The organism is Candidatus Roseilinea sp. NK_OTU-006 (assembly GCF_012931985.1).
Lineage (GTDB): Bacteria > Chloroflexota > Anaerolineae > J036 > Brachytrichaceae > JAAFGM01.
This window is the reverse complement of record NZ_JAAFGM010000004.1, coordinates 20,226-46,108: the sequence shown is the minus strand read 5'-3', so window position 1 is coordinate 46,108 and position 25,883 is coordinate 20,226. Positions and strand designations below refer to the sequence as shown.

Here is a 25,883-nt window from a genome sequence, read left to right as displayed (position 1 = left end):
CCTCTCTCTTGACGTTCGGGCATGGGAAGTCGGGAGTGGCAGATTGACTCATCCCGGGAAGAACGCCTGCGCTGCCTCGATGGCCAGGTTCCAGAACGGTGGAGATACGATGGTCAACAGCGCGATGGCGACAGCGGTGAGCAATACCACAGCGCCGGTCGGTGCAGGCACATGGAACGGTTGGGCGTCGCGTTCGGTGCGCTCCACGTACATCGCGCGCACCACGTTCAAGTAATACACGACCGACACCAGCACCATGATGATGGCGATGACGACTAGAGCGACCAGGTTGACGCCGATAGCCGGCGCGAAGATCAGCAATTTAGCGACGAAGCCGACCAGCGGGGGCGCACCCAACAGGCTGACCAGGGCCGCGGCCATGCCCAACGCGAGATAGGGCGCGCGCCGGCCCAGCCCGTTGAAGTGCTGGATGTCGTCCCCGCCCACGCGCTCGGAGACGAGGCCGACGACGGCGAAGGCGCAGATGTTGGTGAGCATGTAGGTGGCGATGTAGAAGATCACCGCTGCCAGCGCCTCGGCGCGGTTGAACTGGTTGGCGGCCAGCGCCGTCACGCCGACGAGGATGTAGCCGGCCTGCGCAACGCTGGAATAGGCCAGCATGCGTTTGACGTTGTTCTGCACCAGCGCCAGCAGGCCGCCGATGACCATGGTCAGGATGGCGAGCGGCTGCATGAGCGCTGCCCAGGTCAACGATGCTTCCGAGGTGCCCGGCGGCAGCGTGTAGAACAAGAAGCGCATCAGGATGGCGAAGCCGGCTGCCTTCGACGCCGTGCTGATGTAGCCGGAGATCGGCGTCGGCGCGCCCTGATATACGTCTGGCGCCCAGAAGTGGAACGGGAAAGCCGATGTCTTGAAGGCGAACCCGACCAGCACAAGCAAAGCTGCAAAGGACACCGGCACGCGCAGATCGGGGTTGAGCAGCGCGCGGGCAATCGCTTGATAGCCGGTGGCGCCGCCGCTCAAGCCATAGAACAGGCTGAGGCCGAACAGCATCACTGCCGAGGCGACCGCGCCAAAGATGAAATACTTCGTGCCGGCTTCGGCGCTCAGTTTGTTGCCGCGGTAGAAGCCGGCCAGCAGGTACAACGACAGGCTCGACGACTCGGTGGCCAAAAACAGCATGATCAGGTCGTTCGCGCCGGCCATGAGCGACATGGCGATCGTCGTAAAGATGATGATGGCGTAGTACTCGCTGCCGATCCGCATCGAGCGGAAGTCAATCGAGACCAGGCAGGTGAGTGCGCCGGCGGCGATGAAGATGATGCGGAAGACGAACGTATACAGGTCGTTGCGGATCATGCCGCCGAGGAGGGTCTGCGATTCGGCCGGCCGGCTGACGATAGTAACAACCAAGATGACGATCATGCCGATGGCCGCTGTCAAGCCCAGGGTGCGCCGCCGGAGCGACCGCCCAGAGACCAGGTCGAACGCCAGCACCACCATGGACCACAGCAGCAACAAAATCTCCGGCAGGATGCCGAGAAACTCGGCGGGGTTGAACTCTACGAAAGAACCAGCCATGTTTGAGCTACGAGCTGTCTCCAAAACTAAAAACTGAACTAGGAACTATCCCGTTGCAGTCAAGCCGCGAACGATCGCTTGCACGCCGGCGTTGATCACCGACATGACCGTGTTCGGCAGCACGCCGACGACGATGAGCACCGCGCACATCAACACAATGGCAGTCTTCTCCAGCGCGTCGAGGCGAGGCAGCTTTTGCAGCGCCATGTCCTGTGGCTCGCTGAAGTACACCCGGCCCGCCACGCGCAGCGTCCAGGCGGCGTTGACGACGATGACGACGATGCTGGCCACAGCCACAACAGCGTACCAACCGTTCGTCGCGCCTGCGAACATCGCGCTCGGCGTGGTCGAGGCGTTCCACAGGCCCATGAAGATTTGCAATTCGGCCGGGAAGCCGGGCAGGCCAGGCATGCCCATCAGCGTGAGCGCGCCGATGACGAAGCCGATGGCTGCCAGCGGCATCACCCGCGCCAGCCCGTTCAGCTCGCGCACGTCGCGCAGATGCGCGCGCTCGTAGATCATGCCCACCAGGGCGAACATCAGGCCGGTCATCACGCCGCCGGCAAACAGCTCCAACCCGGCGCCGTTCAAGCCGAGTTCGTTCAACGCAGCTAGGCCCAGCAGCACCAGGCCGAGATGGCTGACCGACGAGAAGCCGATGATGTACTTGAGGTCCGTTTGTCGGAAGGCGATCAACGCCGCGTAGATCAGGCCGGCCATGCACAGGAAGACGACCACTGGCATCCAGTATTTGGCGCCTTCTGGCAGCAGTTGGATGCCGATGCGCAGGCCGCAGTAGGCGCCGGTGGCCTTCAACACGCCGCCGTGCAACATCGAGACGGCGGTGGGCGCTGCGGCGTAACCATCGGGCGACCAATTGTGCAACGGCCACAGGCTGGCCAGCACGCCGAAGCCGACGAAGATCGGCAAAAACCAAGTGCGCTGCAACTGAACGGATTGCTCAGGTGGCAGGTTGCGCACGCCGGCCTGGATGTCGAACCAGTCGAACGAATTGCCGGTCTGGAAGTAAACGGCCAGCAGGCCGATGATCGCCACGAGCGAACCGACGAACAGGTAGATCGTCAGCTTCATCGCCGCATATTCGCGTCGCTTGCTGCCCCAGCCGGCGATGAGCACGTAGACCGGGAACAGCACCAGCTCGTAGAAGATGAGCAGCAGGAAGATGTCGAGCGCGATGAAGCTGCCGAACACGCCGGCCACGAGCAACAGCAGGAAGGCGAAATACTCGCGCGGGCGATCGGCGGAGCGCCATGAGACCAGCACGGCGCAGAACATGACGATGCCGGTCAATACAAGCTGCGGCGCGGAGAAGCCATCCACGCCGACGTGATAGCCGATGCCGAATTCCGGTATCCAGGTCGCTTTCTCCTGGAACTGGAAGCCGCCGAGCGTGCGATCGTAGCCGAAGAATACGGCCAGCGAGAGCAGCAGCGAGACGAATGACGCCATGGCCGCGATGGTCTTAATCACCTCCTCCCGATCGCGCGGCACGAGCAGGATGATGATCGCGCCGATAAGCGGCACGAGCATGATAAGGGAGAGGAACGGGACGTTCGTCATTGAGCTACCTTAACAACCCTTGCACGCCTACGTTAATCACATTGAGCGCCAGCGCCGGCCACACGCCCAGCATCAACATCGCGCCTATCAACGGGGCGATGCCGAGGATCTCGGCGAAGTTCATGTCCGGCAGCGGATGATGCCGCCACGCTTCACCCAGCGGCCCATGCAGCACTTTCTGGATCGCCTTGAGGATGTAGATGCCGGTGATGAGCAAGCCGGCCATCGAGAGGATGGTGAGCAGGGTGTGCACCGACCACGCGCCGCGCGTGACCATGAATTCGCTCACGAATCCAGACAGGCCGGGCAACCCCAGCGAACCCATCGAGCAGAAGATGAGCACGGCGCCGTAGATCGGCATGATCGTCCACAGGCCGCCATATTGATTCAGGTCGCGCGTGTGGGCGCGTTCGTACACCACGCCGACCAGGGCGAACATGGCTGCCGAGGAGAGGCCGTGCGTCACCATTTGTAGCACGGCGCCGCTGCCGGCGATGGTGGCGTCAATTTCGCGCACGGTGGAATTGGGCGCCAGCGCCAATCCCGCCGAGGCGATGCCCAGCGCTACAAAGCCCATGTGGTTGATGGAAGAATAGGCGACCAGCCGCTTGAAGTCGGTCTGTCCCCAGGCGGCGAATGCCCCCAGCAGGATGCTCAGGAAGGCCAGCAGGGCCAGCAGCACGCTGTAGTTGAGCGGCGCGCCGAACACGCTCAGCCCGGGCAACACCGGCTGCGAGAATACATCGGGGAAGAGGGGCATGACCAGCCGGAAGAAGCCGTAGCCGCCGAGCTTAAGCAGAATGCCGGCCAGCATCATCGAGCCGCCGGTCGGCGCCTCGGTGTGCGCGTCGGGCAGCCAGGTGTGCAGCGGCCAGATCGGGATTTTCAGCGCGAAGGCGATGCTGAAGGCGATGAATGCGATGGCCTTCCAGACGGTCGGATCCCAGCCGAAGAACTCGACCTGGTTGTTGCCGGTGAACGGACGGCCAAGCGACGATTCGAGATACGTGAGGTCGAAGCTCTTGGAGGCCAGGCCGATCACCTGGATCGCCAGCAACATGCCCAAGCTGGCGAACATCGTGTAGAGGATGAACTTGAAGGAGGCATAGCGCCGGTTCGCCCCGCCCCACTGGCTGATGAGGAAGTACATCGGCACCAGGCTGACCTCATAGAACAGGAAGAACAGGATGAGGTCGAGCGCGATGAACACGCCCAGCACCGTCGTCTGCAATAGGAAGAAGAGCGCGAAGTACGCCTTGGGGCTGCGCTCGATGTTGAGCGAGAAGATCATCGCCAGCGGTGTGAGGAAGCAGGTGAGCACCACCAGCGGCAGGCTGATGCCGTCCACGCCCACTTTGTAGACCGAGTTGATCTGGGGGAACCAGACCATGCTCTCCAGATACTGGTAGCCGCCCTGGGCGCGGTCGTAGCCGGCCCACGCCGCAACCGAAAGCCCCAGCGGAATCAGGCTGAAGGCGATGGACCCCCATTTGATCAGCCGGGTCTGGTTGGATGGCGTGACCAGCACCAGCAACATGCCCACCAGCGGCAGGTAGGTTATTACCGACAGCAGGTTCGTACTCAGTAGATTCATCGTTGTCGCCGTGAGACCGGAGACCAATCCCCCGTCCCAAAATTCATGCCTTCACTGAAACAGGAACAAGAAGAACACCAGAATCGCGATGACCATGATCAGGCCGGACAGCAGGTAGTTCTGCACTTGTCCGGTCTGTAGTTCGCGTCCCCAATCACCCAGGCTGCGGAAGAAGCGGCCCACAGCATCGGAGAAGCCGGTGATCACGACGCGGTCGAACTCGGCAAAGCCCTGCGTCACGCGCGCGCCGAGGGCGTAACCCCCTTCCAGGATGCGATCAATCACACCCTTGTCCACCACGCGCGAGTAGTTATCGGCGATGGCTTGTAGCGGATTGATGAAGATCTTGCGATACAACTCGTCCCAGTACCAGCGGTGATAGAGGAAGTTGAACACCGGCAGCTTCTCCACCGGGTCGGTCTGGCCGGCCTGCAGCGGGTTGCGCGCATAGACCAACCACCCGAGCGCCAGGCCGCCCAGCGCCACGCCGATCGAGAACAACACCGGCACGATGTTGAATGCCAGCGGCTCCGGCTTCTCCAGCAGCATGCTGGCGATGAAGTTCTTCAACCAAAAGGCGCCATCGCCCATCAGTGCACCGAAGATCGGGAAGTCCTTCGGGATGTTGATGAAACCGATGAACAGCGCGAAGACGGCCAGGACGATCAGCGGGAAGGTCATTGAGGGGACGCTTTCGGTTGCGTGCGCAGCCGCTTCGGTGCGCGGCTGGCCGAGGAAGGTCATGGCGATCTGGCGCATGGTGTAGAACGCCGTCAAAAGCGCGCTGACCACCAACACCAGAAAGACGAGCGTCGCCAAGCCATCGCCCTTCACCAGACCATGGTAGTACGCATCGGCAAAGATCTCATCTTTGCTCCAGAAACCGGCGGTGATGAACGGGAAGCCGGCCAGCGCCAGGCCGCCGATCAGGAACGTGACGAATGTGATCGGCATGCGCGCGCGCAACCCACCCATGTTGCGCATGTCCTGTGGGTCGAATGCGTGCCCGTCATCGCCGGTGGGATCGGTGTGTTCGCTGTGTGCATCGTGCCCGTGCGCCGGATGGCCCTCATGGCCTGAGTGGTGGGCATGGCTCACGTGGTGGTGTCCATGCTCCATACCGTGGATGACCGAGCCGGAAGCCAGGAACAACAGCGCCTTGAAGAAGGCATGCGTGAGCAGATGGAAGGCCGCCGCCACATACGCGCCGATGCCAACCGCCGCGACCATGAACCCGAGCTGCGAGATGGTGGAGAAGGCCAGCACGCGCTTGATGTCGTATTGCGCTACGGCAATCGTCGCGCCCAGGAAGGCGGTGAACGCCCCGATGAGGCCGACGATGGTAAAGGCTGCGCTGTGTTCGCCGGCAGCGAGCAGCAGCGGGAAGAAGCGCAGCAGCATGAAGATGCCAGCGCTCACCATCGTGGCAGCATGGATCATGGCCGAAACCGGCGTCGGGCCTTCCATGGCGTCGGGCAACCACACATGCAGCGGCCACTGCGCGCTCTTGCCCACTGTGCCCCCGAAGATCAGGATGGCGATCAGCCCGGCAGCCGAAATGCCCAGCCCGAGCACTGCCGGCGTCGCGGCCAGCTCTTTCAGCACCTCTTCGTTGTGCAGGATCGCGTGGAAGTTCAGGGTGCCGGTCTGGGCATAGAGATACACCATGCCCAGCAACAGCAACATGTCGCCCACGCGCGTCGTCATGAAAGCCTTGACCGCCGCTTTGTAGGCCGAGGGCTTCTGGTAAAAGAAGCCGATCAGCGAGTAGGAGCAAAAGCCCATCAGCTCCCAGAAGATGAACAGGGTGAGCAGGTTGTCGCTGACCACCAGGCCCATCATCGAGCCGGCGAACAGGCTGAGGTAGGCGAAGAAGCGCGTGTAGCGTGGATCCGCCGACATGTAGCCGATGCTGTAAATGAAGATCAGCGTGCAAGCCAGCGGCACCATGAACAGGAAGGTCGCGCCGAGCGGATCCACGACGACGCCGATGTTTAAGACAGTCTCGCCGGTGGGCAACCAGCCGACCTGCCCACCGATGGGCTTCTTGCCCAGGTCTTTCATCTGCCAGACGCTGAAGAACACGATGAATGACATCACCAAAGATGCAATCATCGCGAGCACGGCAATCGTCGAGCTGGTCTGCCGGTGGCGATTGGTGAACAGCGCAATGACCGCAAACGCCAAGATCGGCGGCAGCGGCGCAAGCCAGAGCAGTGTAGTCAGGGTTTCGTGCGACATGCGTTGATGGTGTCGTTTGTGTCGGTGGCGTCTGTGGCGTCTTACGTCATCACAGCTTCATCTGGTCTAGCTTCTCCGGGTCAATGCTGCGAGTGATGCGATAGACCGAAACAATCAGCGCGAGGCCGACCGCAGCTTCGGCGGCAGCGATCACGAGCACGAAGGCTGCGAAAGCCAGCCCGCCAGACGATGCGGGCGTCAGATAGCGCCAGAAGGCCAGCAGATTGATGTTGGCGGCGTTCAGCATCAGCTCGACGCCCATCAACAAAGCGATGGCATTCTTGCGCGCCAGCACGGCATATAGGCCGATGCAGAACAGCGCCGCCGATACGACGAGATACCACCACAGCGGGATTCCGTTGAGCAAGTTTTGCATGATTCCTCGATCAGGAGTGCGCTTGAGTTTCAGTGTTCGGCGGTTGAAGCCACTGCGCCTTCCGGCAGCGGCGCAACATCCGGCGTCATACCAGCCTGCCGCATTGCTTCGGCTTCCTCGGCAGCTTCTTCGGCCTGGCGACGGCGATCCTCAATGATCTCGGCCGGTCGGCGTTGGCGCGCGATGAAGATCGCGCCAGCCAGCACCACATCGACCAAGAAGGCGATCAGCAAGAAAGGCAGTAGATACTGGTTCCCGTCCACCAGTGAGCGGCCAAAATCGGCGATGTAAGTCTCCGGCATGGCCGGGATTGGCTGATTGGGGGGCGTCCACGCGATGCCGCCAACGTCGCGGGGAGAAGCGTTGCCGGCAAACAGCGAGAAGACCGGCCAGCGCGCAACATCAACCGTCACACGGAATGGGCCGAACAGCAGCAGCAGCACTGCGAAGATGATCCCCGCAGTCACAGCCGCGGCGACCGCCTGTGAGTTGCGCGGCACCATGCCCTGCATGCCGCGTGTGAGCATCACGGCGAAGATGATCAAAATGGAGATGGCGCCGATGTAGATCAGCACCTGCGCCACGGCGAACAGGCCGATGTCCAGCAACACGAACAACCCCGCGATGCCGAAAAATGTGAGGATCAGCATCAGCGCCGCACGAAAGAGGTTGCTGGTGGTGACAACGAAGATGGCCGACCCGAGGACGGCCAGGGCCATCACGATGAAAAGCGCTTGATGGATCGTCATGATTTCCGAATTCGTCATGGGTCAACCGGGCCTAGGCGCTCACTGCGGCGATGTTCTCCGCTCGGCGTTGCTCGAGCACGGCCGCTTCCTGCAGGCGCAGGATGCGCGCGCGCCGCGCCACAACCGCCAGCGAGCCAATGAGGATGAGCAGGCTTGCCACGAACAGAATCGCCGCTTGCGCGCCCGGCGTGACAAGGACGCCGCCGTTGGCCTGTGCCAGCGCCGGGCTGGTCACGAAGAGTTTCATCAACGCCATGACCACGACCAGATGCACGATCGAAACCGGCACGAAGAACTTCCAGTTCAAGTTGTGCATCTGGTCCACGCGGACGCGCGGCAGCGTGCCGCGCAGCCACATGAAGATGAAGAAGACGACGGCGGCTTTGAGCATCAACCAGATGTAGGGTGGCAGCACCGGGCCAGCGTAACCGCCCAGGAACAGCGTCGAGAACACAAACGCCACGGCCAGCGCGTTGACGTATTCGCCGAGGAAGAACAGCGCAAATTTCATGCCGCTATATTCGACGTGGAAGCCGGCGACGATCTCCGACTCCGCCTCCAATAGGTCGAACGGCGAGCGCCCGGTCTCGGCGATGCCGCTGATCAGGAAGACCAGCGCACTGAACGGGAAGAACACGATGAAGGGGATGCCGGGGTTGCCGTTCAGCGTCGTTTGTTGGTTGATGATGTCTACGAGGCTGAGCGAGCCGGTGATCATCACCACCGGCAGCACGTTCAACAGCATCGGCACCTCGTAACCGACCAGTTGCGCCACTGTGCGGAAGGCGCCCAGCAAGGCATACTTGTTGTTGCTGCCCCAACCCGCCATGATGATGGCCACAATGCTGCCCGAGCCCATGGCGATGATGTAGAACACGCCCACGTTCAGATTGGTGCCCACCACGCCCGGCGCGAACGGCAGCACCGCGTAGGTCGTCAGGGCGAACACCGCGATGACCAGCGGCGCGAGGTTATACACCCAGCGATCCGCAGTCGCCGGCGTGGTGTCTTCCTTGGTGAACATCTTGATGCCGTCGGCGATGGGCTGGAGCAGCCCAAATGGCCCAGCCTGATTAGGGCCGACTCGGTCTTGGATGCGCGCGACAACCTTGCGCTCAACGTACGTCAGCCCCATGAACGACAATGCGGCGAAGGTGCACAACATGACCGCCGCCAGCCCCATGGTGACGAGGTCGGCGAGGAAGGGGCTGAATCCGAAGATGCTGTTGATGATTCCTGCGATGAAGTCGCCAATAATCTTGAGCAGATCGTTGATCAAGTCCATAGAATCAGGTCTCGGCAGCCGGCAGCCGGTTGGGCTGCCCCACGATATGTGCTCCTCTTCCTATTCCCAATCCAGCGCGCCTTTGCGCCAGGCATATAGCAGTGCGATCAGCAGCACGACGATGAAAAGGATGACGTTGGCGACGGCGAAGAACGTCAGTGAGTTAAACGCCACAGCGATCGGGAAGAGCAGGATCGCCTCGATGTCGAACAGCACAAACACCAGGGCGATGACGTAGTACTGCACGCGGAACTGCACCCAGGTATCGCCGACCGTCTGCATGCCGCACTCATACGTCTCGAGCTTTGCTTTGCTGGGCTTCTTGGGGCGTAATAGTGAAGCGGCGATGAGCGTCACTCCCATGAGCAACGCAGCCGTAACCAACATCACACCGACGAACGCAAAGTCTGTTCTCATAGGCTTATGCACGATTTAGCCACAGCGCCGCTACGAACGATCGTCTTTCGCGGCACTGTGGCTAACGGAGATCCGGACAAGTGCCAAACTTCACAAAGCGTGAGCATTATAGCCGCAAGCGCTTTATAGCGTCAAGGTTTGTTCGGCCTTTTCAAGCTTCTCATGGTCACCACTTGCCTAGGTCGGGCATGAAGTATACGCCGGCGGCTCCATCTGACCTCGCCGCTTGGTGTCAAATTAACTATAATTCTGCGGCATGGCGATGGAGGTCCGGCCTGTCACCCTGTCCGGACGGTGGGTGAGGCTGGAGCCGCTGCGCATAGAACACGCTGAGGCACTATGGCCGCAGGCTGCCGAGCCTGAGATCTGGCGCTATATGCCCTACGGTGAGATGAACTCGCCGGCTAAGCTGCACGCGTTGATCGAGGATTTGCTCGAGCGCCAGGCGCGCGGAACCGATTTGTGCTTTGCGGTGTTTGATTGTGCGACGGACGCGGCAGCCGGCATGACGCGCTACATGACGATTGACCGGCCGAACCGCAGCCTGGAGATCGGCGGCACCTGGTATGGCAAGGCGTACCGTCGCACTGCGATGAACACAGAGTGTAAATACCTGCTGCTGAAGCATGCTTTCGAGGTGCTGGGGTGCATTCGCGTGCAACTCAAGACTGATCTGCGCAACGAACGCAGCCAGCGCGCGATTGAACGCTTGGGCGCTGTGCGCGAAGGCGTATTGCGCAAGCACATGATCATGCCGGATGGCTACCCGCGTTCGTCGGTGATTTATAGCGTGATTGATGACGAGTGGCCGCTCGTCAAAGCGCGTCTCGAACAAATGCTGAGCGCCTGAGTCTGCATAGTGTTGATTCCAGAGGAAGGCCCACATGTCCATGCGCTTTTGTAAGACTTGCTCAGCTTGCTGAACCGTTTTAGAGAAATGGAGAGTTGAAACCCAAGAGAAACGCATTCTCAAAACATCAGGAGGGATATTATGCGAATTGGAATTTTGACGGGCGGCGGCGATGTGCCGGGTTTGAACTCGGCTATCAAAGCGGCGACGATCCGATTGCTCGACGCCGGCCACGAGATGATTGGCATCCGGCGCGGCTGGTATGGCCTGCTGCACTTCAACATGGACGACGAGACGAGCGCACAGCAGTTCACCATGCGGCTCGACCGCAACGCCGTGCGCACGGTGGATCGCACCGGCGGCACCTTTCTGCACACCAGCCGCACCAACCCGGCCAACGTGAAAGCTAAAGACGTGCCGGAGTTCCTCAAACACACTACGGTGTTTGCCAGCGGCCTGGCCGACCGCTACGACTTCACTCAGCACGTGTTGAGTGTGTTGCGGTTCTTGGGCATAGAGGCGCTCATCACCATCGGCGGCGACGACACGCTCAGCTATTCGCTGCGGTTGCACAACGAGGGCTTCCCGATCGTGGCCATCCCCAAGACGATGGATAACGACGTGCGCGGCACCGATTACTGCATCGGTTTCAGCACGGCGGTCACCCGCGCCCTCGACTTCATCCACAATATGCGCACCTGCACCGGCAGCCACGAGCGCATCGCTGTGATCGAGCTGTTCGGGCGTTATAGCGGCGAGACTGCGCTTGTGTCCTCCTATCTGGGCAACGTGGATCGCTGCTTGATCGCCGAGGTGCCGTTCGACATCGAGAAGCTGTGCGACTATTTGTTGTGCGACAAGCGCACCAATCCGAGCAACTATGCGATGCTGGTCGTTTCGGAGGGCGCGCGGCCGAAGGATGGCGCGATGATCGAACGCGGCGAGGCCGACGCCTACGGGCACCGCAAGCTGGGCGGCATCGGCGATTACATCAGCGAGCAGATCAAGCGCCTCACCGGCGAGCACACGATGTATCAGAACGTGGCGTATCTGATGCGCTCCGGGGCGCCGGACGCGTTGGATGTGATGGTGTCCAGCAACTTCGGCGCGTTGGCGGCCGATTTGCTCTTGCAAGGGCGCTACGGCCGGATGGTTGCGCTACAGGGCGGCAAGTACACCAGCGTCCCGCTGACCGAAGTAGGGGGGGGGCCGCGCCCGCTTGATGTCGCCGAACTGTACGACGCCGAACACTATCGGCCGCGCGTGCGCAACGTCGAGAATAAGCCGATGTTCTTGTATTGACCCTAATCTCTCAATCTTCAATCTCTCAAATAACCGTCGGCGGGTGATACTCGCCAAAGACGCGGCGCAGCGCTTTGCCGATCTCGCCGACGGTGACGCCGCTTTCAACGCACGCGATCAGGCATGGGAGGATGTTCTCGCTGCTGCGCGCCGTCTGTTCCAGTTGGGTGATCAGCGCACCGACGCGTTCGTTGTCGCGGTGGCGGCGCCATTCGGCCAGCCGCCGGCGTTGCTCGGCCTCGATGGCTGGGTCCACTCTGAACCGCTCTCCGGCGGCCGGCTCCTGAGCCTCATCCTCGAACGCATTGACGCCGACGATGAGGCGCTCTTTGCGCTCCACGTCGCGCTGGTAGCGATAGGCCGACTCAGCGATCTGCGCCTGCATCCAGCCGCTCTCGATCGCTTTGACCGCGCCGCCCATGGCGTCAATCTTCGCGATGAGGTCGGCGGCGCGTCGCTCGATCTCGTCGGTCAGGTACTCGATGACGTATGAGCCGCCGAGCGGGTCCACGGTGTCGGTCACGCCGCTCTCATGGGCGATGATCTGCTGCGTGCGCAGCGCCGTGCGCGCTGCCTCGGCCGTGGGAAGCTGCAACGCTTCGTCCCAGCCGTTGGTGTGCAAACTCTGCGTGCCGCCGAGCACCGCCGCCAGCGCCTGAAGGGTGACGCGAACGATGTTGTTGAGGGGTTGCTGCGCCGTGAGCGTGCTGCCGGCGGTTTGAGTGTGGAAGCGCAGCATGCAACTGCGCGGGTCTTGGGCGCCGAATCGCTCGCGCATGATCTTGGCCCACAGCCGGCGCGCGGCGCGGAACTTGGCAATCTCTTCGAGGAAGTCGCTGTGCGCGTTGAAGAAGAAGGCCAGTTGGCCGGCGAACTCGTCCACGTTCAGGCCGGCTTCGATGGCCGCTTGGGTATAGGCGATGGCGTTGGCCAGCGTGAACGCCACCTCTTGCACGGCGGTGCTCCCGGCTTCGCGGATGTGGTAGCCGCTGATGCTGATCGTGTTCCAGTGGGGCAGGTGATCTTTGCAAAACGCGAAGATGTCCGTCACCAGCCGCATGGAATGTCGCGGGGGAAAGACATACAAGCCGCGCGCGGCATATTCTTTCAGGATGTCATTTTGCGTGGTGCCGCGCAGCTTGCGCACGATCTCGGGCGAGCCGCCGGTTTGCTCTTTCGCTACCGCGATATAGAGCGCCAGCAACACAGCAGCCGGCGCGTTGATGGTCATGCTGGTGCTCACCTGGTCGAGCGGGATGCCGTCGAATAGCTCGCGCATATCGCCCAGCGTGCTGATGCTCACGCCGACCTTGCCGACTTCGCCGGCGGCCAGCGGATCGTCGGCGTCCATGCACAGTTGCGTCGGCAGGTCGAAGGCCACCGAAAGGCCGGTCTGTCCCTGCGCGAGCAAATAGCGATAGCGCGCGTTGCTTTCCTTCGCCGTAGAGAAGCCGGCATATTGCCGCATCGTCCAGTGGCGCGAGCGATACATGGTGGGATGGATGCCCCGCGTAAACGGATATTCGCCGGGGAACTCGCCGTGATGGCCGGCGCCGGTCAGCGGGTCGCCATGAACGACATCGAGCGGGATGCCGGCAGGCGTCTCGAAGCGCGCTTTGCGCTCGGGCGCGCGTTTCAACGAGGGATGGAGCGTCTCGCGCTCCCAGTCGGCACGGGTGCGTTGGGCGTAAGCGATCTCCGTCATGGCGCGTGAAGTGTATCGGTTAGAAGTAACTGCCGATCACGTCCAGCAGTTTCTTGATGTTCTCCGGATCGCCGCTTTGCACTTTGGTGTCGCTGGCGCGGCCGATCGCGTTCAGCGCGTTGATGTCGGCGTCGCGCCCGTAGGCCACCGGAATCACCAGGATCGGCGCGCGGCTGTTGCGGGCTTCCTGTATCACGCGCACGGCCTGGTTCAAGTTGGCCTGTGAGGATGTGTCCTGTCCGTCGGAGAGCAGCACAATCGCCTGGATGCGCTCAGGGTCGGATGTGGCTTGAAGCTTTTGAACGGCGGCGACCACTGCGTCGTAAAGCGATGTGTTGCCGCGCGCCTCGATCCGGTCGAGCGCCGCCAGGATGGTATCGCGATTGCTCTCCAGTGCGCCGAGCGGCACAAGCACCTCGACATCGCTGCTGAAGCGCATCAGCCCGACGTTGTTCTTGCCGGCCTGGTCTTCCAGGAATACTTTCGCAGCTTCGATCGCCTGGCCGATCTTGTCCTCGTCGCGCATCGAACCGGACGTGTCAATCAGCAGCATCACGTCGGCCTGCTTCTTCACCAGTTGCCACGACTGCTGCACCGCCGCGATGACCACCGGATCGGGCACCGGCAGCAGCGCCTTGGGCTGGTTCGGATCTACGCCGTTCTCCGGGCTGATGGGGTAGGCTAGGGGCACTGCCTCGTTGGCCGGCCGGAAGCCGGCTTCCAGCACCTTCTGTTGCACTGCTTGGCTCAGGAAGTACTGGGTGAAGACCTCGGCGGCGCGGCGCTGCTCATCCGTGACCCAGGGGGCGTTGGGAATGGCAAAGGGGTGGTCATGCACGAAGGTGCCTTCCTTCGGATAAAGCGCCACCAACTTCTCCGGCGGCTTGATTTGCGTCTTGCCCTGGTTGATGAAGATTAAATCGTTCTCTTCCAGCGCGACGAAGTCCACGTAGTCCGGCCCCTGCGCGATGTATTCGATGAACTCGGTGGTGCGCGCCGAATAGTGTTTGATGAGGTTCTCGATGCGGCGCACGCCCTCCTGCACGCGCGGATCGTTGACGTGCTCCAGCGTCAGCCGCGAGGAGGCATCGGTCTTGCCGGCGTTGTAGCGCGCGCTGGCGTAGAACTCGGCCATCAGCGTGGAGAGCGCCGTGGACGACACGCGTGGGTCGGTGTGGCCGTAATACACCGCCGGCCGCCCGCCCAGGCCGTAGGCGTTCCAGCCCTGCGGGTTGTCGAACACGGCGAGCAGTTCCTCCCAACCGATCGCCGCGCCGTGCTTGGCCTGCAGCGCTTTCAGCCGCGATTCCCAGATCGCCATCACCACCGGCGCGATCGCCGTCGCCGGCGCGCCCTCGACGTCGAACACGCGCTGGCCGGTCTGGTAGTTCACCAGCGCCAGCCAGTGCCGCACCGAAGGCGACCATAGCACCGGCCGCTCGACGTTGGCGTTGTTCGGCGCGATGAACGCATTGATCACGCCCTCGTGCACCGTGCCGGATGAACCGCTGCGGCCTTCGATCCAGATCGGCCGCTCGCCGGGCTGGAGCGATTGGCCGGTGAGGGGGTTGCGCCCCTGTGCGTAGGTGCGGTTGAAGTCGGCGATGATCGCGCTGATGTTCAGATTCTTATCGAACTCCGGCGCGTAGATGAACGACACCTCGATCGCGTTGTCCGGCTTGCTCACCGCCGGCGATGCGCCGGCGATGAAGTTGCTGACAGCCCGGCCCAGCAGGACGGCGACGACGATGATGATCGCCGTCCCGACGATCAGGCTGAATAAAATCCGATTGCTTTTCATGTCGAGTTGAGCGCTTCCTGGCCTCCGGGTGATGCGCTTCGGTCACCCCTGAAGTTTAACCGCAAATCCCTAGGGGGTATGGGCCCGGATTTTATTGATGTCGTGTATGCGTTGCTCGACGCGAACGCGCGAGCCGTCCGGATCAGTTCGTCCGACCGGCGCAAGGCGTGGATAATTCACCTATGGCGAGCGAATCCCGGGTTCTATGGCGCGAGTGGAGCGATGAAGCCTTTGCCGAGGCGAAGGCGCAGGATAAGCCGGTGCTGCTTGGCATCAGCGCGGTGTGGTGCCATTGGTGCCATGTGATGGATCGGGGTGTGCCGGGCGATCCGGTGCACACCGGCGTGTACAACAATCCACAGATCGCCGACTTCATCAACGCGCATTTTATCCCCATCCGCGTGGATAACGATCAGCGTCCTGACATCAACGCGCGTTACAACATGGGCGGCTGGCCGACGACCTGCTTCCTCACGCCCGATGGCGATGTGATTTACGGCGCGACCTACCTGGCGCCGGCGCAGATGCGCCAGTTGCTTCCGCGCGTCCTCGAAGTGTGGCGCAATGAGCGCGAAGAAATTCTGAAGCAGCTCAAGGGCAGGACGGAGGATGCGGAGCGCAACACTCGAATCACAACGTCAACGCTGGCTGAGCTGCAATCGTCAATCAGCCAGCGTCCATCCGCAATCGTCGAAGACGTGGCCCACGCCATTATCCGCAACTTCGACCCCAAGCACGGCGGGCTGGGCAACGGCCAAAAATTCCCCATGAGCGATGCCTGGGAACTATTGCTGGCCATCTATGCCCAGACGCGCGAGAAGCGTTTGCTCGACATGGTGGTGAAGACGTTGGTGGCCATGGGCACGCGCGGCATGTACGACCGGGTTGCTGGCGGTTGGTTCCGCTATTCCACCACGCCCGATTGGAGCGTGCCGCACTTTGAGAAGATGCTCGAAGACCACGCCCGCCTGACGCCGGTCTATTTGCACGCCATTCAGTTGTGCCGCGCGGCGGGGCGCGAAGACGACGCGGCGACGTTGACCAAAATCGTCCGGGCGTCGCTCGACTATTTGACCTCGACGCTGCTCCACGACGAAGCCGACCTGACTTACTTCGCCGGCAGCCAGGACGCCGACGAGACGTATTACCTGCTCTCGCGCGAGGAGCGCGCCCAACTTCCGGCGCCGTTCATTGACTGGCGACTGTATGCCGACTGGAACGCGCTGATGCTCTCCGCGCTGTTGCAGGCCGACGTCGTGCTCGACGAGCCGGCATATGCCGATCTCGCCGCGCGCATCTGGCGCACGCTGGTGAATCGCTGTGTGAACGACGATGGCAGTGTGGTGCATTCGCTCATCTCGAAAAATGGCGCCATGGTGCATGCCAGCCTGCGCGGCCAACTCGGCGATCAGGCGGCGCTGGCGAAGGCCGGCCTGGACCTGGCGCAGCACCGGCCGGAGCGGACCGCCGACGCCCTCGCCGTCGTGCGCCGCATCGTGGCCTTTGCCATGCGCGAGCTGCGCGCGCCGGAGGGCAACTTCTACGACGCGCCGGCCAATCCGAACGCGCAAGGGATGTTGCGTGTGCGCATCCAGCCCATCTTCGACAATTGCACGTTCGCCGAGGCGCTTGTGATGATGAGTGCTCTGGCCGATGAGGCGGATGGACGACAGGCAGCGCTGGCGGCGCTTGCGGCATTTGGCGACGAATACAAGCGCTACCGCGAGCATGCAGCCCCCTACGCGTTGGCCGTCATGCGCGCGGCCCAACCTCCCGATGAGTTCGCGATCGTCGGGCGCAGCGATGAAACGTTGCCGTTCGTTCGTGCGGCGCACGCGACCTACTCGCCCTGGCGCATCGTGCGGGTGCTCGACCCCGAACGCGACTCGGCTGTTATCGCTCAGCGCGGCTATCCCGCAGCCCGGTTGCCGGTTGCATTCCTCTGTCGTGGGACGGCGTGCAGCGCGCCGATCTACGCGCCGGATGAATTGCGCGCTGCGTCTGTGTGATGCGGCGCAGCGCACACCCACACAACGACTTCTGCTCGCGCAGTCTGCACCACGTGCTGCGCGAAGGTGTAGCCGGCGGACTCGAAGCGCTGTCGAGCACGGTCCGCCGACGATTGGCCCTGGCCGGTCACGCGGTAGGCCAACTTGACCAACGCAGTGAGGGCATCTTGCCCCGTTAGACGCGCCGTCGGCACGACCACGAACCGCCCGCCCGGGCGGAGCACGCGGCGCACTTCGCGCAGCGTTTCGGGCGCAAAGATGAACGCCGCCGGGAAGGTGCTGACGACGCAGGCGAACGACCCGCTGGCGAACGGCAGGCGCAGCGCCGAGGCACGCACCTGCGCAGCCGGACGGCCGGTGGTCTGGAGGACGCGCTGGCGCAGCCGTCGCGCCATCTGTGGCGAGAGATCCAGCCCGATGACCTCGAATCCCTGCTGTCGCAGCGTCAGATATAGGTGGCCCGGCCCGTGGGCGATTTCCAGCAGGCGGCCCTCGCGCGTCAGGAAGGGAATCGCGGCGCGTCCCCATGCCTTCCATTCGCCGAACGAGACGGCGTCCGCCACCCGGTCATATCCCCAGGCGAGGTGGGTGTAGAGCTGATCGAAGGCGAAGCGGATCAGGCGGCTCATCGCCGATGTTTCGCGTTGGGTCATCGGCGTTTGATGGGCAACTCGGCGTCCATGATGCTGTCATTAGAATACCGCGCAATGAATGCCTGTCGCTGCCATTGGCCGCTTATCGTCATCGTCGCCGCCTACCTGGTGCTCGGCAGCCTGTTTGCCCTGCGCACTCCGGTCTGGCAGAATCCCGATGAACCTGCGCACTACAACTATACGCGCCAGATCGTCCGTTCTGGTACCCTCCCCATTATCGAGCCGGAGGACTGGGTCGCCGGCCTCGTGCCCATCGGCCCCGATGTGCGCGATGTGCCGGTGGAGCGCATGACCTATGAGGATCACCAGCCGCCGTTGTTCTACTGTCTCTCCGTGCCGGTGTTCGCCATCACCGATGGCAGTCTGGTCGCGTTGCGCCTGTTCGCTTTGCTGATCGGTGCGTTCGTGGTCGCCTTTGCCTATTTCACCGTTGCGACCATTTTCCCGGCGCATCGCTACTTGGCCGCTTTCGCAGCGACCTTCATCGCGTTGCTGCCGCAGCATCTGGCGATCATGAGCAGCTATAACAACGATGCGCTCTCCGAAGCGCTGCTGGCCCTGGCGGTGTTGCTGAGCGTTCGCATGATCATGAAACGCGACGCCTTCGCCGCAGGGCGGCTGGCCATCCTCGCCGTCGTCGTTGGCCTGTGCTTCATTACCAAGGCGCAGGCGTATCTGGCGTTGCCCGTCGCCCTGCTCGGCGGCTTCCTGGCCGCCCGACGCGCCGACGCCCCCGATAACGCGTTCCCCTCCCTGCTGCGCGTTGTGCTCGTCGTGCTCGGCCTCAGCGCGCTCATCGGCCTGCCGTGGTGGGTGCGCAGCGTGCGCCTCTATGGCGGCGCCGACTTTCTCGGCCTGCAACGGCACAACGCAGTCGTCGTCGGCCAGCCCACCACCGCCGAATGGCTGGCTGCATATGGCCTGGGGGGCGTGCTGTGGCGCCTATGGCAGACGACGTTCCAGTCGTTCTGGGGGCAGTTTGGTTGGATGAGCATCCCACTCGACCGGCGCATCTATCTTGCGCTGCTCGTTTTTACGTTGATTTCTGCGGTGCTCTTCCTCACTTGGTGGGCGCATGGGCGAGCAGCGCGCAGGCGGCTGAGCCGCCAGATGCACGCGCGCGCTGACAGCGCGCTTTACTCGCCCTATCTTTTGCTCACGACGCAGCAGGCACATGCGCTCACGCTACTGGCAGGTGGAGCGTTGTTTACGGTGCTTGCCTATGCTTGGTACAACCTGCAATTCGTGCAGCATCAGGGGCGCTACCTGTATCCGGCGCTCATCCCGATCGCGACGGCCTTGGCGCTGGGGTGGAGTTTCCTGTTCTCGCGCCGCGAGGCAATTGGCCGGTGGTTGTGGCTGGCGTTGCTCATCGGCCTGGCGGCGTTCGACGCTTATCTGCTGTTCCGCGTGATCTTGCCGGGGATGGGCGCATGAGGGGGCGGCATGGCCGAAGACTGCGCGGCTCAGGCTAGCCTGGGAGGCCCGCAGCGGCTTTTTACTTGTCCTGCAAAGTGACGTCGCGGCCTTTGCCGGCTTGTCGGCTAGGGGCGCTGACGTAGCCCATCTCTTGAAGTTCTTCCATCAGGCGCGCTGCGCGTGGGTAGCCAATGCGCAACTTGCGCTGAAGCAGCGACGTGCTCACGTTGCCGCTGGCGCGGATGATCTCCATGGCGCGCTGCAACAGGTCGTCGTCGCCGTCTTCATCCTCGCCGCCCCGGCCGCCCTTGGCGCTGCCCATTTGCTGAAAGCGCTCGGCAGCGATCTCGGCGACCACCGTCTCCCACGGCGTCTCCAGTTCTGGCTTCTGGTGCGCGACGTATGCTCCGTCCGACTCCCGACTTTCGATTTCCGACTGCTCAAGCGCAGTCTGCTTCTTCCACCAGCCGATCACGGCTTCGATCTCGCGTTCGCTCACAAAGCAGCCTTGCAAGCGGATCGGGCTGCCGTGCTCGGGGTTGAGGAAGAGCATATCGCCGCGGCCGAGCAGCGATTCGGCGCCGACCTGGTCGAGGATCACGCGCGAGTCGGTGGCCGAGGCGACGGCGAATGAGATGCGCGCCGGGAAGTTGGCTTTGATCAGGCCGGTGACCACATCCACGCTGGGGCGTTGTGTGGCGACGACGAGGTGGATCCCCGTCGCACGCGCCATTTGGGCTAGCCGGCAAATGGTCTTCTCCGTCTCGATCGGCGATTGCAGCATCAGGTCGGCCAGCTCGTCAATCAACACCACGATGCGCGGCAGCGGCTCCTCGCGCCGGCGCGCCATCGCCTGGTTGTACTCCTGCAAGTTGCGCGAACCGATTTCGGCGAACTTCTTGTAGCGCGCGTCCATCTCGCGCGTCACCCAGCGCAGCACCGCCGGGATGCGGTCAATGTCGCTCTCTGGCTTGCCGATGATATGCGGCAGGCCGGTGAAGCGCGACAACTCGACCATCTTCGGGTCAATCATCACCAGCTTCAAGTCCTCCGGCCGGTTGTTCATCGCCAGGCATAGGGTGATTGCGCTGATGCACACGCTCTTGCCGCTGCCGGTGGTGCCGGCGATCAACAGGTGGGGCATGCGCCCCAGGTCGGCGACGATCGCGGCGCCCGAGACATCGCGGCCCAGCGCGATCGCCAATGGGGACTTCTCGGCCAGCTTGCGAAAGGCTTCACCTTCCATGATCGAGCGCAAGTCCACTTCGCCGATGACGCTGTTGGGCACCTCGATGCCGACCAGCCCGCGGCCGGGGATGGGCGCTTCAATCCGGATGGACGGCGCGGCCAGCGCGAGCGCAATATCGTTCTGCAACGCGGCAATCGCCCCGACGCGCACTTTCTGCGCCTGTTTTTGCCACTCGATCACCGCCTGGGATGCCTTCTTGCCGATGATGACGCTGCCGGCCAACCCCAGGCTGGCAATGGCATCCTGCAGCACATCTCCCAGGCTGAGGGCCTCGCCCACACCAGCGGGGAAGGCAAGCGTCAATCGTTCGGTCAGTTGGTCGGACTCCTCGAAGTTGTCGAAGTGGAACAGGCGCTCCATGAGGCGGCCGGCCAGCTCGCGGCGCAGTGTGCTGAGTTGGCCGGCTTTGATCTTGAGCTTGCGTTCTGTGTCGGCGCCGATTTCAAAATAGGCTAGGCCGGAACGTCGCTCACCTTCGGTGTAGTGGGTGCTCAGGTCGAGAGCGCTCAACAGCGATTTGAGCAGCGCCTTGAAACCGGCTTCGCGCGCGTCCACCAGCGCCGCCGGCACTTCGAGGATTGCAGCGGTGCGATCCACGTTCGGCTCGACGACGATTGCGTCGTGGAGCGCATCGGCGACCGCGGCGCGTATCTTCTGTGCCGCTTTGTCGCGGTTCTGTGCGCCGCGATCCACGTAGCCCGGCTCGATGCCAAACTGCGTGACGGTTGGGCCGCGCCGGATCTCCACCACCTTGCCCGACAAACCGAACTGGGCCAGGGTCGTCTCGATGATGTCGGCTTGCCGCCGCGCATCGGCATCGCTGCGGGCTGCGCCAGTTTGCTTGCTCGCTCGCAGCAGGGAGAGCGGCGGCAGCATGTCCGGGCGCGGCGCAGACGGTTTAGGCTTGGCAGCCTTCGACTTCGTCACGATGCCGGCGTCGCGTTCACCGTCTTTGATGATCACCGCATCTGACTTGACGGACGTTGAGGCAGGCGAGGGTTTCGTGCTTTGCCGTCCTTCTACCCTACTCGCTGTCGGCTCAGGCAAGGGCGGTTGCTCGCCGCGAATCGGTCTCGCCGATGATGTCTCTTCGGTGCGTGGCTCAGGGCGCAGGCTACGCTTGGTGATCGCTGATGATGCAACGGTGTTTGCTGCCGGCTGTGCGTGGACGCGCCGGGTCGTTTGCAGCCATGGCGCAGCGGCGATGAAGGCGCTGAACGTGAACAGCGCGAACCAGATCAAGACGGAGAGCAGGCGCAGCGGTGTCAGGCCGTCACCAGCCTGTATGCCGAGCGCGCGCCATAGCAATTCGGCCAGCACCCAGCCGGTCGCGCCGCCTCCCCCGCCGGCGAGCGCGAGCTGGTAAGAATCGGCGCCGAGCGCCAGCGCGTGCATGAGCGCCAGAAAGGAGAGGAACGCGATCTCGCCGGCGATGACGCGCACCCAGGTGCGTCGAGTTGAACGCAGGGATGCGTTCGAGAACGCCACCAGTCCCGCGCCGATCATGAGCAGGCACAGCGGAAAGACGCCGGCGCCGAATGCGCGTTGCAGGAGGAGCGCCCAGCGCGCGATCAGGCCGCCGGTGTTCAAGCCGAGTAGTGTCAGGAGCGTGGTTGCCCCCAGGGGGACGAGCGTCGCGCCGGCCAGCGCGCGCCACAAGCGGCTGCGTGCGACGATGCGGGCGAATGCCGCGTCTAAGGTTGCCAGAATCGAAGAACCCCGCTCCGTCATGATGGGTGTTGCACAGCGGCTGCGCCTGGTGTGCGGTCTAGGGGGATTATAAGAGTGCGAGTATCGTGCCGGCGTCTCACTTGCCGTTTTCGCCCTCAGCCTGGCGGTCGGCAAACACGCCGCGCATGCTCAGCGCCAGACGCCGATGCTGGCTATCCACAGCGATCACGCGGGCGACTACGCGATCGCCCTCGTTCACGATGTTACGCGGGTGCATGAAGTTGCCCTCGGCCATCTCGCTGATGTGAACCAGTCCTTCGAGGTCGTTCTCGACTTTGACGAAGGCGCCGAATGTCACCACGTTCGTCACCGTGCCGTGAACGATTTGGCCCACATGGTAGCGCTGCTCGATCGTCTCCCAGGGGTTCGCCTGTGCCCGTTTTAGGCTGAGCGCGATTCGCCCTTCTTCCGGCGATACGCTGATCACGTAAACGTTCACCTCCTGGCCGATACGCAGCAGGTCGCGCGGATGGTTCACACGGCTCCACGAGAGTTCGCTGACGTGCACCAGTCCTTCGTAGCCGCCCAGGTCCACGAATGCGCCGAAATGGGTTAAGTTGGTCACCACGCCACGCCGCGTTTCGCCGGGGCGGATCTGGCGCAGGAGAGGTGGAATCTCCGGCGGCGCCGATTCGGCGTCTGTGGGGCGCGCGCGCGTGGAAAAGACCACTCGGTTGAGTTTGGGATCGAGTTCGATCACGCGCACGTTCAGGTGACGGCCGATATGGTCGGCCAGCGCTGCGCGACGGGTCGGCTCATCCATGTCGGGCGAGATGGCCTTCAGGTGAGAGCAGGGCACGAACCCGCGCATCCCCTGATAATGGACGATCAAGCCGCCGCGGTTGTAGCCGATCACTTCTACGCTCAGCAGCGTGCTCTGAGCCATGGCTTCCTGTAGCGCGGCCCAGGCCGGTGTGCTCTCGGAAGCGACGCCGGCTGGGCGCGGCGTTTCTTCGGCCGGGGTGGAATGTGCCGACGCTTGCAACGTGGGCTGATGCGATGGCGATTGCGTCGGTGGGATAGGCAGTTTTTCTACTTCTTCCAGCAATGCGCGCCAGTACCCTTCGTCGAGTTCTAAATCCTCTGGACGGTATGGCATAGATTTCTCGGCTAGATGATTATAATCAGCCGGCCTGTTTTTAAGGAAATAGACTGTAAGACGAGCTGATGCGTCAGGCACCAATCCGGTATGCAGCTTACGGAAGAGGACCTTTGAGAAATGGCGAAGAAGTCGAACAAACTGAGTGAGCTGCGCGCTGCGGCCAACCGCAAAGTGCGCGTCGCGATCATCGGTGTGGGTAATTGCGCCAGTTCGCTGGTGCAAGGCGTGCACTACTACCGCAACGCCAAGCCTGAAGATAAAGTGCCCGGTTTGATGCATGTGCAACTGGGCGACTATCACGTGGGCGATATCGAATTCACCGCTGCATTCGATATAGACGTGAACAAGGTCGGCAAGGATCTGAGCGAAGCCATCTTCACAGCGCCCAACAACACCTACAAGTTCTGCGATGTGCCCTACACCGGCTGCTGCGTGCACCGCGGCATGACGCACGATGGTCTGGGCAAGTATCTGTCGCAGGTGATCAAGAAAGCGCCCGGCGAGACCAGCGACGTGGTCAAAATCCTGAAGGACACGCAAACCGATGTGGTCGTCAACTACCTGCCGGTCGGCAGCGAAGAGGCGACCAAATGGTATGTGGAGCAGGTGCTCCAGGCGGGCTGCGCCTTCGTGAACTGCATTCCCGTCTTCATCGCGCGCGAACCGTACTGGCAGCGTCGCTTCCGCGAGCGCAACTTGCCCATCATCGGCGATGACATCAAGAGCCAGGTTGGCGCGACGATCACCCATCGCATGCTGGCGCGTTTGTTCGTCGAGCGAGGCGTCCGCATTGATCGCACCTACCAGCTCAACTTCGGCGGCAACACCGACTTCATGAACATGCTCGAGCGTGAACGGTTGGAAAGCAAAAAAATCAGCAAAACCAATGCGGTCACCTCGCAGATCCCCTACGAGATTCCCGAGGAGAACATCCACGTCGGCCCGAGCGACTATGTGCCGTGGCTCACCGACCGCAAGTGGGCTTACATCCGCATGGAGGGCACGACCTTCGGCGACGTGCCGCTGAACGTCGAACTCAAGCTCGAGGTGTGGGATAGCCCGAACAGCGCCGGCGTGGTGATTGACGCCGTGCGCTGCGCCAAGATCGCGCTCGACCGCGGCATCGGTGGCGCGCTGCTGGGGCCCTCGTCCTACTTCATGAAGTCGCCACCGGAGCAATACACCGATGATGAGGCGCGCGACAAGGTCGAGGCATTCATTCGAGGTGAGTAGCCGGGGGCCGGGGATCGGGGACCAGGGGTCAGGATGAGCACGCCGCGCCGATCCCTGACCCCTGACACCTGACCCCTGACCCCTGACACCCCTGACCCCTGACATGGAAGCCTGGGCGCGCAAGCATCTCAGCCCGCTGCTCGACCCGCTGGTGGGTGCGCTGGCGCGCGCGGGTGTTTCGCCTAATGCGCTCACATTCGCCGGTTTCGTCATCAACGTCGTGGCCGGCGCGCTCATCGCTATCGGCCAGCCGTTCTGGGGCGGGGTGGTGATGGCTACCCTCGGCATGCCGTTCGACGCCGTGGACGGCGCGGTGGCGCGCAAGCTGGGCAAGCAGACCAAGTTCGGCGCGTTCTTCGATGCGACGCTCGACCGGTTGGCCGAAGGCGCGCTGCTGGCCGGCTTGGGCTATTACTTCGCCGCACGCGGTGATGCGCTCTCCGTGGTCGTCACGTTTGCGGCGCTGGTCGGCTCGTTCATGGTGAGCTACGCGCGCGCCCGCGCCGAGGGGCTGGGCCTGGAGTGTCGGGTCGGCTTGTTCAGCCGGTTCGGGCGCTTCCTGCTCCTGGTCGCCGGATTGTTGCTGTCGCCGGTCTTTCCCGTGTCGCTCGTCATCCTAGTTTGGGCACTGGCGATCTTGACGGCCTACACCACCCTCGAGCGCATCGTCCATGTCTATCGCGAAACGCAAGACGTACAACGTAAAACGTGAGACGCAGCGCAGAAAACGTGAGACGAAAGACGCAACGCACGAAGCTCACCCCTTCCCCCTGCGCTTCCCCGGCTTGACCCCCTGTGCGTTCTTGGCTGGCATGTTGCGCGGCAGTTGCGACGGTGCGAGTTCGACTGCCCGCTCACTGACGATCCAACTGACCGCCGAGGAAATCGCCTACATGGAAGCACCTTACGCGCCGCACGCGATCGTGGGGCACAGTTGATCCAGCAACGCTCGGTGAAGGATAAGGCGCCAGCAACCCTGGCCTTCACGCCGGGACGCGCTTTGCCTAGATCGCCTCAATCAGCCCCTCGGCACCGACGATTGCC

The 25,883-nt window shown here is 62.8% G+C and carries 20 protein-coding genes; 7 read left to right on the top strand and 13 right to left on the bottom strand.

Annotated elements, in window-relative coordinates:
* Window positions 1–48 precede the first annotated feature (48 nt).
* From GXH28_RS03745 to GXH28_RS03710, 8 genes are read right to left on the bottom strand one after another with little or no spacing between them, the layout of a single operon-like run.
* Complete coding sequence (locus tag GXH28_RS03745) at window positions 49–1,542, bottom strand: NADH-quinone oxidoreductase subunit N (RefSeq protein ID WP_169237682.1); 1,494 nt, start codon at window positions 1,540–1,542, stop codon at window positions 49–51.
* 45 nt (window positions 1,543–1,587) lie between these two features.
* A complete protein-coding gene (locus GXH28_RS03740) occupies window positions 1,588–3,123 on the bottom strand; it encodes a complex I subunit 4 family protein (RefSeq protein ID WP_169237681.1) in 1,536 nt (511 codons plus the stop codon).
* 4 nt (window positions 3,124–3,127) lie between these two features.
* Window positions 3,128–4,717, bottom strand: a complete 1,590-nt coding sequence (locus GXH28_RS03735; RefSeq protein ID WP_169237680.1) for a complex I subunit 4 family protein — start codon at window positions 4,715–4,717, stop codon at window positions 3,128–3,130.
* Between the two features lie 51 nt (window positions 4,718–4,768).
* Complete coding sequence (locus GXH28_RS03730; RefSeq protein ID WP_169237679.1) at window positions 4,769–6,958, bottom strand: NADH-quinone oxidoreductase subunit 5 family protein; 2,190 nt, start codon at window positions 6,956–6,958, stop codon at window positions 4,769–4,771.
* A 49-nt stretch (window positions 6,959–7,007) separates the two neighbouring features.
* Complete coding sequence (nuoK, locus tag GXH28_RS03725; RefSeq protein ID WP_169237678.1) at window positions 7,008–7,325, bottom strand: NADH-quinone oxidoreductase subunit NuoK; 318 nt, start codon at window positions 7,323–7,325, stop codon at window positions 7,008–7,010.
* Between the two features lie 38 nt (window positions 7,326–7,363).
* Window positions 7,364–8,083 (bottom strand): NADH-quinone oxidoreductase subunit J family protein, encoded by a 720-nt coding sequence (locus tag GXH28_RS03720; protein ID WP_169237677.1) that lies wholly within the window; start codon window positions 8,081–8,083, stop codon window positions 7,364–7,366.
* 31 nt (window positions 8,084–8,114) lie between these two features.
* Window positions 8,115–9,368 carry an NADH-quinone oxidoreductase subunit NuoH gene (nuoH, locus tag GXH28_RS03715; protein WP_169237676.1) on the bottom strand — a complete coding sequence of 418 codons (1,254 nt, stop codon included), beginning with the start codon at window positions 9,366–9,368 and terminating at the stop codon, window positions 8,115–8,117.
* 60 nt (window positions 9,369–9,428) lie between these two features.
* Window positions 9,429–9,785 (bottom strand): NADH-quinone oxidoreductase subunit A, encoded by a 357-nt coding sequence (locus GXH28_RS03710; RefSeq protein ID WP_169237675.1) that lies wholly within the window; start codon window positions 9,783–9,785, stop codon window positions 9,429–9,431.
* Between the two features lie 256 nt (window positions 9,786–10,041).
* Between GXH28_RS03710 and GXH28_RS03705 the strand changes: the two genes are divergently transcribed.
* Both GXH28_RS03705 and GXH28_RS03700 read left to right on the top strand, forming a co-directional pair.
* Entirely contained in the window at window positions 10,042–10,635 is a 594-nt protein-coding gene (locus GXH28_RS03705) for a GNAT family N-acetyltransferase (RefSeq protein WP_169237674.1), read from the top strand.
* Between the two features lie 141 nt (window positions 10,636–10,776).
* A complete protein-coding gene (locus tag GXH28_RS03700) occupies window positions 10,777–11,937 on the top strand; it encodes a 6-phosphofructokinase (RefSeq protein WP_169237673.1) in 1,161 nt (386 codons plus the stop codon).
* 25 nt (window positions 11,938–11,962) lie between these two features.
* On the opposite strand, the gene GXH28_RS03695 is transcribed toward GXH28_RS03700, so the two are convergent.
* The gene (locus tag GXH28_RS03695; protein WP_169237672.1) at window positions 11,963–13,642 is read right to left on the bottom strand and encodes an acyl-CoA mutase large subunit family protein; all 1,680 of its coding nucleotides are present in this window, start codon (window positions 13,640–13,642) and stop codon (window positions 11,963–11,965) included.
* Between the two features lie 19 nt (window positions 13,643–13,661).
* Window positions 13,662–15,443, bottom strand: coding sequence for a VWA domain-containing protein (locus tag GXH28_RS03690; RefSeq protein ID WP_169237671.1), 1,782 nt, complete (start codon window positions 15,441–15,443; stop codon window positions 13,662–13,664).
* 182 nt (window positions 15,444–15,625) lie between these two features.
* Between GXH28_RS03690 and GXH28_RS03685 the strand changes: the two genes are divergently transcribed.
* Window positions 15,626–17,452 (top strand): thioredoxin domain-containing protein, encoded by a 1,827-nt coding sequence (locus GXH28_RS03685; protein WP_169237670.1) that lies wholly within the window; start codon window positions 15,626–15,628, stop codon window positions 17,450–17,452.
* On the opposite strand, the gene GXH28_RS03680 is transcribed toward GXH28_RS03685, so the two are convergent.
* Window positions 17,416–18,105: a class I SAM-dependent methyltransferase gene (locus tag GXH28_RS03680; RefSeq protein WP_169237669.1), complete on the bottom strand. Its 690-nt coding sequence runs from the start codon at window positions 18,103–18,105 to the stop codon at window positions 17,416–17,418. The genes GXH28_RS03685 and GXH28_RS03680 overlap by 37 nt on opposite strands.
* A gap of 54 nt (window positions 18,106–18,159) precedes the next feature.
* Between GXH28_RS03680 and GXH28_RS03675 the strand changes: the two genes are divergently transcribed.
* Window positions 18,160–19,542, top strand: coding sequence for a DUF2142 domain-containing protein (locus GXH28_RS03675; RefSeq protein ID WP_169237668.1), 1,383 nt, complete (start codon window positions 18,160–18,162; stop codon window positions 19,540–19,542).
* 61 nt (window positions 19,543–19,603) lie between these two features.
* Here the strand turns inward: GXH28_RS03675 and GXH28_RS03670 are convergent, their stop codons facing one another.
* Together GXH28_RS03670 and GXH28_RS03665 are read right to left on the bottom strand one after the other, a co-directional pair.
* Window positions 19,604–22,504 carry a DNA translocase FtsK gene (locus tag GXH28_RS03670; protein WP_169237667.1) on the bottom strand — a complete coding sequence of 967 codons (2,901 nt, stop codon included), beginning with the start codon at window positions 22,502–22,504 and terminating at the stop codon, window positions 19,604–19,606.
* A gap of 76 nt (window positions 22,505–22,580) precedes the next feature.
* Window positions 22,581–23,603 carry a 30S ribosomal protein S1 gene (locus tag GXH28_RS03665; protein ID WP_169237666.1) on the bottom strand — a complete coding sequence of 341 codons (1,023 nt, stop codon included), beginning with the start codon at window positions 23,601–23,603 and terminating at the stop codon, window positions 22,581–22,583.
* A 120-nt stretch (window positions 23,604–23,723) separates the two neighbouring features.
* On the opposite strand from GXH28_RS03665, the gene GXH28_RS03660 reads away from it, so the two are divergent.
* The 3 genes from GXH28_RS03660 to GXH28_RS03650 all read left to right on the top strand — a co-directional run bounded on the left by GXH28_RS03660 (window position 23,724) and on the right by GXH28_RS03650 (window position 25,777).
* Entirely contained in the window at window positions 23,724–24,839 is a 1,116-nt protein-coding gene (locus GXH28_RS03660) for an inositol-3-phosphate synthase (RefSeq protein ID WP_169237665.1), read from the top strand.
* 103 nt (window positions 24,840–24,942) lie between these two features.
* The gene (locus GXH28_RS03655; RefSeq protein WP_169237664.1) at window positions 24,943–25,551 is read left to right on the top strand and encodes a CDP-alcohol phosphatidyltransferase family protein; all 609 of its coding nucleotides are present in this window, start codon (window positions 24,943–24,945) and stop codon (window positions 25,549–25,551) included.
* Window positions 25,511–25,777, top strand: a complete 267-nt coding sequence (locus GXH28_RS03650) for a hypothetical protein (protein WP_169237645.1) — start codon at window positions 25,511–25,513, stop codon at window positions 25,775–25,777. Before GXH28_RS03655 ends, GXH28_RS03650 begins: the two co-directional genes overlap by 41 nt.
* Window positions 25,778–25,883: the final 106 nt, after the last annotated feature.

Bases quoted from the DNA above. Each gene is read 5' to 3' on its own strand.
- GXH28_RS03745 (WP_169237682.1), bottom strand. From the start codon at position 1,542: ATGGCTGGTTCTTTCGTAGAGTTCAACCCCGCCGAGTTTCTCGGCATC.
- GXH28_RS03740 (WP_169237681.1), bottom strand. From the start codon at position 3,123: ATGACGAACGTCCCGTTCCTCTCCCTTATCATGCTCGTGCCGCTTATC.
- GXH28_RS03735 (WP_169237680.1), bottom strand. From the start codon at position 4,717: ATGAATCTACTGAGTACGAACCTGCTGTCGGTAATAACCTACCTGCCG.
- GXH28_RS03730 (WP_169237679.1), bottom strand. From the start codon at position 6,958: ATGTCGCACGAAACCCTGACTACACTGCTCTGGCTTGCGCCGCTGCCG.
- GXH28_RS03720 (WP_169237677.1), bottom strand. From the start codon at position 8,083: ATGACGATCCATCAAGCGCTTTTCATCGTGATGGCCCTGGCCGTCCTC.
- nuoH (WP_169237676.1), bottom strand. From the start codon at position 9,368: ATGGACTTGATCAACGATCTGCTCAAGATTATTGGCGACTTCATCGCA.
- GXH28_RS03710 (WP_169237675.1), bottom strand. From the start codon at position 9,785: ATGAGAACAGACTTTGCGTTCGTCGGTGTGATGTTGGTTACGGCTGCG.
- GXH28_RS03705 (WP_169237674.1), top strand. From the start codon at position 10,042: ATGGCGATGGAGGTCCGGCCTGTCACCCTGTCCGGACGGTGGGTGAGG.
- GXH28_RS03700 (WP_169237673.1), top strand. From the start codon at position 10,777: ATGCGAATTGGAATTTTGACGGGCGGCGGCGATGTGCCGGGTTTGAAC.
- GXH28_RS03695 (WP_169237672.1), bottom strand. From the start codon at position 13,642: ATGACGGAGATCGCTTACGCCCAACGCACCCGTGCCGACTGGGAGCGC.
- GXH28_RS03690 (WP_169237671.1), bottom strand. From the start codon at position 15,443: ATGAAAAGCAATCGGATTTTATTCAGCCTGATCGTCGGGACGGCGATC.
- GXH28_RS03685 (WP_169237670.1), top strand. From the start codon at position 15,626: ATGGCGAGCGAATCCCGGGTTCTATGGCGCGAGTGGAGCGATGAAGCC.
- GXH28_RS03680 (WP_169237669.1), bottom strand. From the start codon at position 18,105: ATGACCCAACGCGAAACATCGGCGATGAGCCGCCTGATCCGCTTCGCC.
- GXH28_RS03675 (WP_169237668.1), top strand. From the start codon at position 18,160: ATGAATGCCTGTCGCTGCCATTGGCCGCTTATCGTCATCGTCGCCGCC.
- GXH28_RS03670 (WP_169237667.1), bottom strand. From the start codon at position 22,504: ATGACGGAGCGGGGTTCTTCGATTCTGGCAACCTTAGACGCGGCATTC.
- GXH28_RS03665 (WP_169237666.1), bottom strand. From the start codon at position 23,603: ATGCCATACCGTCCAGAGGATTTAGAACTCGACGAAGGGTACTGGCGC.
- GXH28_RS03660 (WP_169237665.1), top strand. From the start codon at position 23,724: ATGGCGAAGAAGTCGAACAAACTGAGTGAGCTGCGCGCTGCGGCCAAC.
- GXH28_RS03655 (WP_169237664.1), top strand. From the start codon at position 24,943: ATGGAAGCCTGGGCGCGCAAGCATCTCAGCCCGCTGCTCGACCCGCTG.
- GXH28_RS03650 (WP_169237645.1), top strand. From the start codon at position 25,511: ATGTCTATCGCGAAACGCAAGACGTACAACGTAAAACGTGAGACGCAG.